The 13785-nt window shown below is 56.2% G+C and carries 11 protein-coding genes; 8 read left to right on the forward strand and 3 right to left on the reverse strand.

The window, feature by feature from the left end:
• Nucleotides 1-113 precede the first annotated feature (113 nt).
• Nucleotides 114-641: a DinB family protein gene (locus tag D7M11_RS11165; RefSeq protein ID WP_120747274.1), complete on the reverse strand. Its 528-nt coding sequence runs from the start codon at nucleotides 639-641 to the stop codon at nucleotides 114-116.
• A gap of 211 nt (nucleotides 642-852) precedes the next feature.
• Here D7M11_RS11165 and D7M11_RS11170 point away from each other — a divergent pair, with 211 nt between their 5' ends.
• Nucleotides 853-1773, forward strand: coding sequence for a DUF4180 domain-containing protein (locus D7M11_RS11170; protein WP_120747275.1), 921 nt, complete (start codon nucleotides 853-855; stop codon nucleotides 1771-1773).
• Here D7M11_RS11170 and D7M11_RS11175 read toward each other — a convergent pair.
• Together D7M11_RS11175 and D7M11_RS11180 are read right to left on the reverse strand one after the other, a co-directional pair.
• On the reverse strand, nucleotides 1716-2654 hold the full coding sequence (locus tag D7M11_RS11175) for a deoxyribonuclease IV (RefSeq protein ID WP_120747276.1): 939 nt from the start codon (nucleotides 2652-2654) through the stop codon (nucleotides 1716-1718). The genes D7M11_RS11170 and D7M11_RS11175 overlap by 58 nt on opposite strands.
• A gap of 122 nt (nucleotides 2655-2776) precedes the next feature.
• Entirely contained in the window at nucleotides 2777-3445 is a 669-nt protein-coding gene (locus D7M11_RS11180) for an O-methyltransferase (protein ID WP_120747277.1), read from the reverse strand.
• A 119-nt stretch (nucleotides 3446-3564) separates the two neighbouring features.
• Here D7M11_RS11180 and D7M11_RS11185 point away from each other — a divergent pair, with 119 nt between their 5' ends.
• The 7 genes from D7M11_RS11185 to D7M11_RS11215 all read left to right on the forward strand — a co-directional run bounded on the left by D7M11_RS11185 (nucleotide 3565) and on the right by D7M11_RS11215 (nucleotide 13534).
• Complete coding sequence (locus D7M11_RS11185; RefSeq protein ID WP_120747278.1) at nucleotides 3565-4464, forward strand: LysR family transcriptional regulator; 900 nt, start codon at nucleotides 3565-3567, stop codon at nucleotides 4462-4464.
• A gap of 155 nt (nucleotides 4465-4619) precedes the next feature.
• Entirely contained in the window at nucleotides 4620-5528 is a 909-nt protein-coding gene (locus tag D7M11_RS11190; protein WP_120747279.1) for an HD-GYP domain-containing protein, read from the forward strand.
• Between the two features lie 157 nt (nucleotides 5529-5685).
• On the forward strand, nucleotides 5686-6306 hold the full coding sequence (locus D7M11_RS11195) for a DUF1361 domain-containing protein (RefSeq protein ID WP_120747280.1): 621 nt from the start codon (nucleotides 5686-5688) through the stop codon (nucleotides 6304-6306).
• A gap of 98 nt (nucleotides 6307-6404) precedes the next feature.
• A complete protein-coding gene (gene argS, locus D7M11_RS11200; protein ID WP_120747307.1) occupies nucleotides 6405-8114 on the forward strand; it encodes an arginine--tRNA ligase in 1710 nt (569 codons plus the stop codon).
• Nucleotides 8115-8308: 194 nt separating this feature from the next.
• A complete protein-coding gene (locus D7M11_RS11205) occupies nucleotides 8309-10588 on the forward strand; it encodes an ABC transporter ATP-binding protein (protein ID WP_240041052.1) in 2280 nt (759 codons plus the stop codon).
• On the forward strand, nucleotides 10585-11190 hold the full coding sequence (locus D7M11_RS11210; RefSeq protein ID WP_240041053.1) for a DUF1854 domain-containing protein: 606 nt from the start codon (nucleotides 10585-10587) through the stop codon (nucleotides 11188-11190). The genes D7M11_RS11205 and D7M11_RS11210 overlap by 4 nt, the downstream gene beginning before the upstream one ends.
• A gap of 124 nt (nucleotides 11191-11314) precedes the next feature.
• On the forward strand, nucleotides 11315-13534 hold the full coding sequence (locus D7M11_RS11215) for an ABC transporter ATP-binding protein (protein WP_120747282.1): 2220 nt from the start codon (nucleotides 11315-11317) through the stop codon (nucleotides 13532-13534).
• The last annotated feature ends 251 nt before the right edge of the window (nucleotides 13535-13785 follow it).

Here is a 13785-nt window from a genome sequence, read left to right on the forward strand (position 1 = left end):
CCATCGTCAGGACAACCCTCCGTTCCTTAAAGTGAACCCATTGTAGCACAATTCGTTTGCGTGCACAATGGATGAGGAATGACGCCGACCCGTGATGAAGGGATAGTGCCCGATCAACTTCTATGCAAAATGCCTAAATATTCGCGCCACGGCCCGACATCCGCCCCGTATCGTTTGGCCATAACCCGGACGATTTGAGCGATATGCGTCAAATCATGAACGACCCATGCGGACAGCAGCTCTCTTACCTTGACTGTGCCGAAAGCGGGGTGCGAGCCCGTAAGCTCAAGCTGATCTTTGCCTTCCACAAGCTCTCGGAGCCGGGTTATATTTTGCGCTCGGATTGTCTTGAATTCGAGCAGCACCGGTCCGAGCTCCTCCGCCGATTTTTGTTTCAAATGAGCGTAACGATCGAAGGAAGGGAAGGGCTTGCTCTCGCCTTCAGCAAGTATGAACGCCAGACGCGGAATCCAGTTCGTTTTCTCGCCTTCGATCAGATGCTCGACCACTTCGCGGGCATTCCAAGTTCCCTCGCCTTCGCTGCACTCCAGCCAGCCCTCGGATAAACCGGTTAACAAAACTTCCAGTGTTTGCGGCGTACGCTCCAGGATCTGTATGGCTTCCGTCTGATCGAAGTTCATGAAGATGCTCCTCTCGCGAATAGGGATGGTAAGTCTGTCCCCCTATTATACCTAACAGACTGGTTTGGTTCACATCTTGCTTCCTCCCGAGCCAAGACAATCGCTTGCGAAAGGGAAGGCGGTTCCGTTAGCCCGGTATGTTGTTTATTTACTTTTACAAGGATTATGTTACTATTAACATATGATATCGATACACTAAACGGAGGCTCTCATGTCCATCCAACATGCCATACTCGGACTTCTTAGCTGGAAGCCCGCAACCGGTTACGAATTAAAAAAAATTTTCGAACAATCTCCAACGATGTATTGGTCCGGCAACAACAATCAAATTTACAAAACGCTGGTCAAGCTGCTGGACGAAGGGCTGGTCACCAACGAAATTCAGCATCAAACCAGCTCTCCGTCCAAAAAAATATACAGCATCACGGAGGAGGGGCGCGCCTGTTTGAAGGAATGGGTGGTGAGCGAGCCGGAGATTCCTGAGCTCCGGAATACGTTCCTCATTCAACTGGCATGGGCGGATCAACTGAACGACGAGGAATTGGACGAATTGCTGGAGCAATACGAGAACAAGATCGGCACGCAGCTGCTATACCAGCAGGAAAAACGGAGACGCGGAGCTCCCGCTCCGGGCAGAAGCGAGCGGGAGGCGTTTTTGTGGGATCAAATTTCCGAGAACGCGCTGCTCTTCTACCGAAACGAGCTTGTATGGGTTCAGCAAATTCGCAAACAGCTTGGTGAAAGAAAACAAAAGGAGGAGAAAGCGGCAATGCATTATACAATCGTGGATCATGGGGGTTCCAAATATATCGAGGTTTTATCCGCCGAGCCCCGTCTCGGCACCGAGCAGGACGCTGTGGATCTTGTTGCTTTGTGCATGGAGCATGAGTCGGGTTATATTTTGCTGCACAGCGAGGCTTTGTCGGAGGATTTCTTCAAGCTGAGAACGGGCGTCGCTGGGCATATGATGCAGAAATGGATCAATTATCGCGTGAAAGCGGCGGCCGTCGCCCCGAAAGCGCTGATCCAACAAGGGAGATTCAAAGAAATGGCGCTTGAGGCGAATAAAAGCCATCATTTCGGCGTGTTTGAATCCAGGGAAGATGCGGAGAAATGGCTGTTGAAGGAGTGAAGGCGGGGACGGGCAACCGGCTCGCTTACCTCCCGCCGCAACAGCGCGATCTCGTGCCGATACGGGGCTGTTTTGTATTTGACCGCGCCGATCGAAGGCGTCTCCAGCAGCTTCGGGAGCGCGGCGAGCTGCGGATGATGGACGATGTAGTCGAGCGCCTTGAGACCGATTCGTCCGTGCCCGATATTGTCGTGCCGGTCTTTCCGCGAGCCGCGCTCGTGCTTGGAGTCGTTAATGTGGAGCACCTTCAGCCGGTCGAGGCCGATGATGCGGTCGAACCGGTCCAGCACGCCGTCGAAGTCGTGCACGATATCGTAACCGGCGTCGTGCACATGGCACGTATCGAGACAGACCGACAGCGCCTCGTTATGCTGCACCCCGTCGATGATGGCGGCAAGCTCCTCGAAGAGGCGGCCGCATTCGCTTCCTTTGCCCGCCATCGTTTCCAGCGAGATTTGCACATCCGCTTCGCGCCGCTCACAGAGCACCCGGTTCAGCCCGCGGATGATGCTGGCGATGCCAGCCTCCGCTCCTGCGCCGATATGCGAGCCCGGATGCAGCACGAGCTGACGCGAGCCCAGCCGAGATGTCCGTTCTAGCTCGTCCAGCAGAAATTCGACGCTGAATTCGAACACCCGCTCGTTAATCGTATTGGCCAAATTAATAAGAAACGGAGCGTGCACGACGATATCGGATATGCCGTGCCGCTCCATATGGTCGTAAGCCGCCTCAATGTTGTACTGCTCGATCGGCTTGCGCTTGCTATTTTGCGGCGCGCCAGTATAGATCAGGAAAGTCGAGGCGCCGTAGGAGGCCGCTTCCTTGCTCGCTTGGAGCAGCATCTCGCGCCCGCCCATCGATACGTGCGACCCGATCAGCATGGTTTTCCCCCGTTCTTTTCTGCACAATGCAGTCTTCCTTCCAGTATCGGACATTCCGAGCTCCGCCGCCACCAGAGATGACTGGAAGCGCGAGAAATCTCTTCCTTATTCGGACCGGCAGGCTACCGAACGATTCCGATGGCGAAACCGTCGTAGCCCTTGGCGCCAACCGTCTGAATCGCGGTTGCATCGATGGCCGGATTACCGGCTAGCAAATCGAAAAACTTACGGACTCCCTGAACGCGAGGATCGGGGCTTGTTTCGTTTACGACTTCTCCGTCGCGAATGACGTTGTCCCCGATAATGACCGCCCCCGGACGCGCCAGCCGGAGCGCCCACCGGAGATAGGCAGGATTGTTCGGTTTATCCGCGTCGATGAACACAAGGTCAAAGGGCTCCGCCTGCTCGTTGCCGAGTCTCTCCAACTGGTCGAGGGCGTTCCCCAGCCTGATGTCGACTAACGCGGCGAGACCGGCCCGGCTGATATTGTTCGCGGCGGTCGCGGCGTGATGGGGATCGAGCTCCAGCGTCACGAGCTTTCCGCCGGGAGGAAGCGCCCTCGCCAGCCAAATGGTGCTGTACCCGCCCAATGTTCCGATCTCGAGTATTCTCGAGGCGTCTTGCATACGTGCGAGCAGGTGCAGCAACTTGCCTTGCGCGTGCGTTACGTCGATCGCGGGCAAGCCCGCTTTCCGGTTTGCGCCGATTGTTTCCTCAAGTACGGGATCGGACGGGATCAGCTTCTCCTCGATATAGCGGTCTACTTTAGTCCACGCAGGGTTTACATTCATTTCGTTTCAGCTCCTCTTTCGGTTGATGATTGTATTGTATTCGATTCTAATAAATAGATATAATATATAATTATTCGAAACTCATATATAATATATATGATTTACTTGAGGAGGCAGCGATGAATTTACACGCTTTGCGTTTATTCCATACCGTTGCTGTGACCGGGAGCGTTACGCGAGCCGCTGAAACGCTCAACATCAGCCAGCCTTCGATTACCGCGCAAATCAAAAAATTCGAGCAGGAACTGTCGCTCACGCTGCTGAAGCCGCAAGGACGCGGCATTGCAGTAACGGATAGCGGGCAGCGTATCGCGCAGCTAGCTCAGCGGCTGTTCGCGGTCGAGCGGCAAATCGAGCAGTTCGCGCAGGAATGCCGGGAAGGGACGAGCGGACATGTCCGGCTTGCCGCGACGTATTTGCCGTCCCATTTTTTGCTGCCGGCCTGGATCGCCCGGTTCAAACAACGCTACGACGCCGTCGAACTATCGATCGTTACGACGAATTCCAGTGAGGCTCTGCGGCTTTTGCTGAACGTGGACGTGGATATGGCCATATATGGCGGTCTGCCGGAGCAATATCCGGACGATGTGGAGATGGAGGAGCTGTTCCAGGACGAGCTGTGGTTCGTAGTCTCCTCGAAGCATCGCTTGGCCGGACGGCATATCGCTCTGGAGGAGATGATGCAGGAGCCCTTCGTTATGCGGGAGGAAGGAAGCTCGACGCGGGAGAGGCTGTTCGCTTTATGCCGGACGCACAGTGCGCCCGCGCCGAAAGTGGCGCTGCAATTCAACGGTTTGTATGAATCGGTCCGCGCAGTCGTATCCGGATACGGCGCCAGTTTCGTCTCGTCGCTGGTCGTGCGCGAATACGTGGAACGCGGAGAGCTAAGTCGCGTATTCGTCGAAGGCGTTCGACTTCGGAACACAATCGCCGTTTGTACCCGCAGAAACGAAGCTTTGTCCGCGGCGGCGGCGAATTTGATCGGTTTGATGCGCTCGTCTCCTTACCGCGTGGGCTAAAACGGATTAAGCTGCAAGCCCCCTCGAAAGCTTCCTTGATGTAAATTTCAACTCTTTTTGAAAGCAGCGCCTCCGCAGGTTCATGTACAATGTAGAGAAATCTTCGTACATGTTAGGTGTTACGATCCGTTTACATAAGAGGAGTTGCTTTCCGAGTGGAGGAAGTAAAGCCGTACGGGAATGAGCCGTCCGCGGAGCGAGCCGCGTTCATACAGGAAGCTGCCCAGACGATGGACGGTATCTGGCAGCGAATCCGGGCAACAAAGCAAATACCGCTTGCAGAGCTTCGCCAGCGCATCGTTCCGGTTATCCGGGAGTCGGTGGAGGAGCTGCAGCTGCTCGAGCTGCTGGCGCTGCTGCAAGCGAAGACCAACTATTGGAGCCGTCACAGCGTGGCCGTCGGGGTCCTCTCGCTGCTGATCGGCAAGTGGCTGCGGTTACCAGAGCCGGAACTGCTGCAAGTAACGACTGCCGCCATTTTGCACGATGTCGGCAAGTCGCAGATTCATACAGATTTGCTGGACAAGCCGGGACCGCTGACCCCGGACGAATTCGATACGATGAAGCGGCATACGCTGATCGGCTTCGACATGATCAAGAAGACGTTCGGGACGAGTCACCGGCAGGCGCTGGTGGCCCTCCAGCATCACGAGCGTATGGACGGCAGCGGTTACCCGCTAGGGCTGGGGGGCGACAAAATCGATCCGTTCAGCCGGATCGTCGCCGTTGCCGACGTTTTCCATGCGATGGCCTCCAAGACCGTGTATCGCAACCCTTCGCCGCTGTACGAGGTGCTGCTGCAGATGGAAGGCGGCGCTTACGGCGCTTTCGATCCCGAGATCGTGTCGCTGCTCATCAGCAAATTCATGCAGGCGCTGATCGGATACGAGGTCAGGCTGACGGACGGCACGTCTGCGAAGATCGTGCTGATTCACCCCCATGACAAAACGCGCCCGCTCGTGCAGGCGGAAGAGCGATTTATCGACCTGAGCAAAGACTACTCGCTGCAAATCGAGCAGGTATATGCCAGCCGCGAGGATACGGAGATGGAAACGCCTTTTTAAACGGGAAAAACTCAGGCTTCTTCGTCCCCTTTGCGCTCATCCGCAATATCCGGTAAGATGGAAGCAACTGGAGTGAAACGGGGGAGGTTTTCTGGAGCCGAAGAACATCCGGTCCATCTTATGGACACTTGCGGCGGCAAGCGCGGTTTGCGCCTGCATGGTCGGAGTGCGTATCGTATATATGAACAGCCTGAGCTTTTACTGGCTGATCGTGCCGAATCTGCTGCTGGCCTGGATACCGCTGCTCGCCTCGCTGTATGTGTGCCGGTCGCTTCGGGACGGACGCAGGCCGGGAATCGCGGCGGCGGCGCTTGCGGTCGTATGGCTCGCTTTTTACCCGAATGCTTCCTATATCGTGACCGACCTGAAGCATCTGAGCTATATTAGCACCGAACGGACGCTGTATTACGATCTGTCCGTCAATATGCTCGCAGCGGTGCTCGGCTGGCTGCTCGGGGCGTTGTCGCTCTACGGCATTCATGCGGAAGTGAAGCGACGCGCCGGAGCTGTCGCTGGCGGTTTGTTTGCCGGAGCTGTCACTGTGCTCGGAGCGATAGGCGTCTATCTCGGGCGGGTGCTGCGCTGGAACAGCTGGGATCTGCTGCGGAAGCCGGGCCGCATCATAACCGATGTGCTGCATATCGCCGCCGATCCGCAGGCGCTGCTGTTTATTGCCGCCTTCTCGGCGATGACGGGTACGCTTTACTTCATGTTGTACCAGCTTGCGGACAAGTCCGGGCTTTACTTCGCCAAACAGGTTCACTATAATGATAGGTAACTTTTCGGTTACGCGCGCATTCACCCCGCCATGGGGTGTTTTTGCTAATGACCGATTACTCGATTTGAAACGGTAGATGAAGGAGCAACATATTTATGATCGATTATAAATCCATATTGGCCGAGCTGGTCGCATCGGCAGCGGAAGGTCTGGAAGCGTCCGTCATCGCGGCGATGATCGAGGTGCCGCCGAATCCGGACATGGGCGATTTGTCACTGCCCTGCTTCAAGCTGAGCCGGACGATGCGCAAAGCACCGCAGCAAATCGCCGAGGAGCTGGCCGGCAAGCTGCCCCCGCATCCGGCATTTTCGCGCGCCACGGCTGCCGCCGGATATTTGAACGTATTCTACGACAAGCGCGCTTTCGCGGAATCGGTGCTGAGCGAGGTGCTGCAGGCGGGCGACCGGTACGGAAGCGGCACGATCGGCGCCGGGAAAACGATCGTTATCGACTTTTCCTCGCCGAATATCGCCAAGCCGTTCCATGTTGGCCATCTGCGCTCGACCGTAATCGGGAACGCGCTATACCGCATTCATAAGTTTCTCGGCTTCGACTGCGTCGGCATTAACCATCTCGGCGACTGGGGAACGCAGTTCGGCAAGCTGATTACGGCGTACAAGCTGTGGGGCGACGAGCGCGAGGTGCGGGAAGGCGGCATCGAGGAGCTGATGCGGCTGTACGTCCTGTTCCACGACGAGGCGGAGAAGAAGCCGGAGCTGGAGGACGAAGCCCGCTCCTGGTTCGTTAAGCTGGAACGCGGCGACGAGGAAGCGCTGGCGCTGTGGCGCTGGTTCAAGGAGATCAGCTACGAGGAGTTTAACCGCATCTACGGGCTGCTCGGCGTGACGTTCGACTCGGATGCGGGCGAAAGCTTCTACAACGACAAGATGGGTCCCGTTGTCGAGGAACTGAAGGAGAAAGGGCTGCTGGAGGAAGATCAGGGCGCGTACCTCGTCCGGCTGGACGAGTTCAATATGGCTCCGGCGCTCATTCTGAAGAAGGACGGCGCGACGCTGTACCATACGCGCGATATCGCCGCTGCGCTGTACCGCAACCGGACGTATGCGTTCGACAAGGCGATCTACGTAACCGATTATGCGCAGAATCTGCACTTCCAGCAGTGGTTCAAGGTAATCGATCTGATGGGGTACGAGTGGGCGGACCGGCTCGTTCACGTGGCGTTCGGCCGGGTGAATCTGGAGGGCGTCAAATTTTCCACGCGCAAAGGCAATGTCGTGCTGCTCGAAGAGCTGCTGCGGCAGGCGATCGAGAAAACGCGGGACATTATCGAGAACAAGAACCCTTCCCTGGACAACAAGGAAGAAGTGGCGAGACAAGTCGGCGTCGGTGCGATCATCTTCAACGACCTCAGCAACAACCGGATCAAGGACGTATCGTTCTCGTGGAAGGACGTGCTGAACTTCGAAGGCGAGTCGGGACCATACGTGCAGTATACGTATGCCCGCGCCCGGAGCGTGCTGCGCAAGGCAGGTTTGGCGGATGAGCAGGCAGCTGCGGCCGGATTCGATGCGGCGCTGCTGGAAAACGCGGAAGCGCAGCAGGTGCTTAAGGAGCTGCAATCGTTCCCGGATAAAGTGCGTCAGGCGATGGATAAGCTGGAGCCTTCGATTATCGGCCGCCATCTGATCGATATCGCGCAAAGCTTCAACCGGTTTTATCATGAATGCCCGATATTGGTTGACGACGCCGGTCTCAAGACGGCTCGTCTCGCTCTTGTCGCGTCGGTGTGCTCCGTCCTGCGGACGGGACTTGACCTGATCGGCCTTCAGGCACCTGAACGTATATAAATTGCGAAATAACTGGAAAAAGTGCAAGACGTTGATTATCCTAGAGATCAACGTCTTTTTCTTTGGCAAAATCCGTTTATTATCAATCATTCTTTCCCTTTCCATCTGGATGAAGACCCTTTATTATTGGTGTTATGCATGAAAATACTAATAGATTGTTACATGAGGAGCCGATGAAAACGTTACCTGCTGAAATGGAAACGGTATTGCGGCAAAACGGTATGGAGCGGGAGGAGCTCGTCGCCTGGATGATATGCGACCGGGGTACGGGCGGGAGTTTCGCGAACACGTATTTGCTGCTGAACCGGGATGCGCTCAGGATCGTAACGGGCGGTTCGCCGCCAGCGCATGAGAAAAATTACAAAGGGTATGTCGCGCACAAAAAGGAGATCAAGTCCATAGCGCCCGCTCCGGAAGGGCCGTGGTCAGTGGAGGAAATTCCGGTCGAAACGATCACGTCGGTGCATGTCGTCAACCTCGTCGCTTCCGGCATGATCGTTCTGAAGCTGAAGGAAGGGGATCGGGTTGTCGCCGCCTTTACGAACGGGCATATGGCGAGAGCGGCAAAGCTGGCCTCCTTGTTTACGAAGCTGAAGAAGGGCGAGGAGATCGAAGCGAAGGAGCTCGGGGACGATCAGGAGCAGGGTACATGTCCGAAGTGCGGTATGATTTACCCGGAGAAGGGCCGACAGGTTTGTCCGAAATGTTTGAAGAAGCACGCGGTTTTTCTCAGGCTGCTCTCGTTCGCCGGAGCGTATAAATCGTCGATCTTCTACATCGTTCTGTTCATGCTGCTCAATTCGGCGACGGGACTTGTCATTCCTTACTTGCAAGGGACGGTGCTGTTCGACCAGGCGCTAGGGGACTCGGGGCCGTTTGCCGGCAAAATCGGACTTGTCATTTTGCTTATTATTGCTTTCCGCACCTTATCGCTCGTATTCGGGGTGTTGTTCGGCACGATTATCGCAAAGCTGGCGGCGAACGTTTCGTTCGACTTGAAGACGACGGTGTTTTCCGCGATGCAGCGGTTATCGCTACACTTTTTTCAACGAAAGCAGACCGGGCAGCTGATGACCCGGGTGAACAACGACGCAACCGAACTGCAATTTTTTTTCGTAGACGGAATGTCCTACTTTATCGTTAACGCGATGAATATTATCGGGATCACGACGATTTTGCTTATCATGGATTGGAAAATGACGCTTATCTGCTTCCTGCCGCTGCCGCTCGTGTTTTTCATCGTCCGCAAAGTGTTTCCGCGGCTGTGGCGGCTGTCGTGGAGAAGGCACAGAAAAGTAAGCGCGCTGAACTCGATCATCAGCGACTCGATGCGCGGCACGCGCGTCGTCAAATCGTTCGGCAAGGAGCAGGAGGAAATCGCGCGGTTCCAAAAAGCGAATATGGCGTTCTCCGACTCGGAGCAGGTCGTGAACAAGCTTGGCGGCACCGTGTTTCCGGTGCTGAATCTGCTGACGCAAACGGGCGGCGTGCTCATCTGGGCTTTCGGCGGCTGGATGGTCATGAAAGGACAGTTTTCGTTCGGGCAAGTGATGACGTTTGTCGGTTATATGGGGATGCTGTACGGTCCGATCCAGTTCATGAACAATATCGTCAACTGGTGGTCGCGCTGCATGTCCGCCGCCCAGCGCATATTCGAAATTCAGGATGCGGTGCCGGATGTGGCCGAGAAACCGGACGCGATTCATCTGGAGCATCTGAAGGGCGATATCCGCGTCTCGAACGTCGTTTTCGGCTACGAGCCGAACAAGTCGATCTTGAAAGGGGTATCCCTCGAGGCAAGGCCGGGGCAAATGATCGGGGTTGTCGGTCATTCCGGCGCGGGCAAATCAACGCTGGTCAATCTGATCTCCCGCTTGTACGATGTAAATGAAGGCGAAATTTTGATCGACGGCGTCAACGTCAAAGATCTTACCACCGCCTCGCTGCGCGGGAATATCGGCATCGTTTCGCAGGACGTGTTCGTCTTTTCCGGTACGATCGCCGAAAACATCGCCTATGCGAAGCCGGACTGTACGATCGACGACATTATTCACGCCGCCAAAATCGCCAACGCCCACGATTATATCGAGAAGCTGCCGGACGGCTACGACACGGTAGTCGGCACGGGCGGGCACAATTTGTCCGGCGGGGAGAAACAGCGGCTGTCGATCGCGAGGGCGATTCTGTACAATCCGAAAATTCTCATTCTCGACGAAGCGACCGCCTCGCTCGATACGGAGACGGAGCTGCAAATTCAGGAGGCGCTCGACTCGCTCATTCAAGGGCGAACGACGATCGCGATCGCGCATCGGCTGTCGACGCTTCGGAATGCCGACTATCTGGTCGTCATGGACCAGGGCAAAGTTGTAGAGGCGGGAACGCACGACGAATTAATGAGCAAAGAAGGCGCTTACCATAAGCTCGTGAAAAAGCATGACGAAGCGCTGAAAATGAAAGAGGTGATCATCGCATGACAAGTGCGGGTGCGATAACGGAAGCCGAGGACGTTCCGAAGGAGCGGACGAAGGCGGAAAGCATGGAGAAAGAAAAGGAAAAGGATGGACGGACGGAGAACGATCTCGCCGAAGCGGCGAAAATCCGCTACTTGACGCCGGACAATACGACATTCCGCAGAACGGAAGGACAGATGCTGAACGTGACGGTGGACGGGGAAGAGTTCCAGGGCGTTTATGTACACTGCTCGTTCCCCCATACGAACAAGCGAATCTATTTGTCGATCCGGACGTTCGAAAATAAAGAAATCGGGATGATCCGCAAGCTCGAGGACTTCCCGGCGGATATCGCCGACTTGTTGGAAGAGCAGGTAAAAATCCGGTATTTCGCGCCGGAAATCATCCGGGTCGTCAAAATCCGGGAAGAATTCGGCTACTCCTACTGGGAGACGGAGACGACGGCGGGCGTTTGCCGGTTTACGGTGCGCAGCGGCGGAAGCAACGTCAAGCTGATCGGCGATAATCGGCTGCTCGTCCTCGATGTCGACGGCAACCGGTTTGTGATCCCCGATCTGGAGCAGATCAGCGACAAGGAATACCGTATGGTCGAAATGTGCATGTAGAGGCAATTTCCGAAATTACCGCCCGTGTTGCAAGTACCTGCTGCCGGGAAGGGCTTGATCGGCCATACAGCGGTACTCGGCCTGCCGATAGCGGCCTAAACAACGGGTGAAAGCGGAGGATTCGATGAACTTAAATTACACGCTCTCGGAACGCGACCAGCTCGCGGCGCAGCTTGCTGTGGGAGAGCATATCGATTACTGCGTTCCTGCGAATCTGTCCTTGGGCGGACGGCGAACGGATGCGTATTTCGTCATCGGGCATCACAAGTGGGCGTGCGTCGAGGACGGCGAGGTGCTGGATAGCGGCGTCATCGCCGAGGCGAGCGAATACAAGCTCGTACCGCTGATCGGCAACGCGGTTCTGGAAGCGGTGGAGCACGGCTCGAAGCGGATCATAACGCGGGTGACGATGCAGCATGCGGCGCGATTCGGCTATATCGCCAAAGTACTGAACGACATGGCGGCGAAGAGCAAGGTACGCATCTACAACAACGAGGAGGAAGCGGTCTGCTACAAATGCGGCGGACCGCTCATCAAAGGGACGCGGGTATGCCCGAAATGCATGAACAAGGCGGCTGCGCTGGGGCGGCTGCTCGGCGTATCGAAGGCGCACTGGAAATGGCTCGGCTTCGGGGCCTTTGTACTGATCGTCTCGGCCGGCATCGCCATGCTTGGGCCGTACTTCCAGAAGGTAATGGTCAACTCGGCGCTGAAGCCGCCGGAAGGGCAGACCGCCAGCGTGGAAATGTTCGCATACTCGCTCGCCGGCATGCTCGCCGTGCTGCTGTTCGGAGAGCTTCTTGGCATCGCAAGGGCGCGCATTATGGCCGGCGTCAGCTCGGCTATCGCCGCGGACCTGCGCCAGATGGTGTACGACAAGCTGCAGCATTTGTCGCTCGGCTTCCTGACGTCCCAGCGGGCCGGCGATATGATGAACCGGATCTCCTCGGATACGGACCGGATTCGTCAACTGATCCAGGAAATGTGCACGACGGCCATTTACCAACTGCTTGTGCTCGTTTCGGCGGCTTACCTGCTGTTCAACGCTGACTGGCGGCTCGCCTGCGTGGTGCTGCTTCCCGCCCCGATCGTCGCTTACCTGCATTACTACATATGGAAATATGTGCTGTGGAAGCTGTTCCATCTGCAGTGGCGGGTGTACGACAGAGCAAGTTCGTTTTTGCACGACGTACTCAGCGGAATACGCGTCGTGAAGGCGTTCGGGACCGAAGACCGGGAAATCGGCCGGTTTATGAAATACAACCGCAGCTTCGCCGACGCTTCGATCAAAAGCGAGAAGCTGTTCAGTATTTTGTCGCCGGTGACGAACTATTTGATCCAAATGGGGCAATACCTCGTGCTGATGATCGGCTGCAACATGATCCTCGGCAAAACGATGACGCTCGGCGAGCTCGTTCAGTTCACGATGTACGCCTCGATGATTTTCGGACCGATCGCCTGGCTGATGTTTATGCCGAGATGGGTGGCGAATGCCGTCATCTCGATCGACCGCATCTTCTCCGTTATCGACGAGCAGTCGGAGGTGCTGGATAAGGACCACTCCCGGAAGCACCAGATTCGCGGGGAAATCTCGTTCCGCGACGTCACGTTCGGCTATAAGTCGTATGAGCCGGTGCTGAAGCAGATTGAATTCGACGTCAAGCAGGGCGAGATGATCGGCCTCGTCGGCCATTCCGGCTCAGGCAAATCGACGCTGATCAACCTCGTGTCGCGGCTGTACGATGTGACCGAAGGCAGCATCCGCATCGACGGGATCGATATCCGCGACATCAAGCAGGAAGAGCTGCGCTCGCAGATTGGCGTCGTGCTGCAGGAGACGTTCCTGTTCAGCGGCACGATCGCGGAAAATATCGGCTATTCGAAGCCGGATGCGACGTTCGAGGAAATTATCGAGGCGGCCAAAATCGCCAACGCCCACGACTTCATCATCAAGCTCGCGGACGGCTACGATACGAAGCTGGAGGAGAACGGAAACAACATCTCCGGCGGAGAGCGTCAGCGGCTCGCGATCGCAAGGGCGGTGCTGAACAATCCGCGCATCCTTATCCTCGACGAAGCGACCGCTTCGCTCGATATCGAGACGGAGACGGCGATCCAGGAGGCGCTCAAGCGGGTGACGAAAAACCGCACGACGCTGGCGATCGCGCACCGGTTAACGACACTGCGGAACGCCGATCGGCTCATAGTGCTGGAGAAGGGGCGGCTCGCCGAAATCGGCAGCCATGCCGAGCTGATGGAGAAGCAGGGGATTTACTACAAGCTGGTGAATGCTCAGCGAGGAATGGCGAAGCCGAAGGTCGGGCAGGCGGATGGCGCCGTGTAAGGCCCGGGATGAAGAAGGGCGGATACGGGGAGAGAACTCTCCCCTATTCGCTGCTTCAGGTATATGTTGCAATATACTCTAGCTCTTAGTTAGCTTAAAGCTTCGATGCCGAAGCTTTTTTTAACGTTACAGACAAACATGCTGCTTTGCGGCACCACTGATGAATGAAAATATTGTCCATACTGGTACTGGGCTGGCGAAGGTAGGTCGTACTTTCTTGGTGTCACGAACCCGTGTTACAGACGGACCAC

This window comes from Paenibacillus ginsengarvi (genome assembly GCF_003626695.1).
Lineage (GTDB): Bacteria > Bacillota > Bacilli > Paenibacillales > NBRC-103111 > Paenibacillus_AB > Paenibacillus_AB ginsengarvi.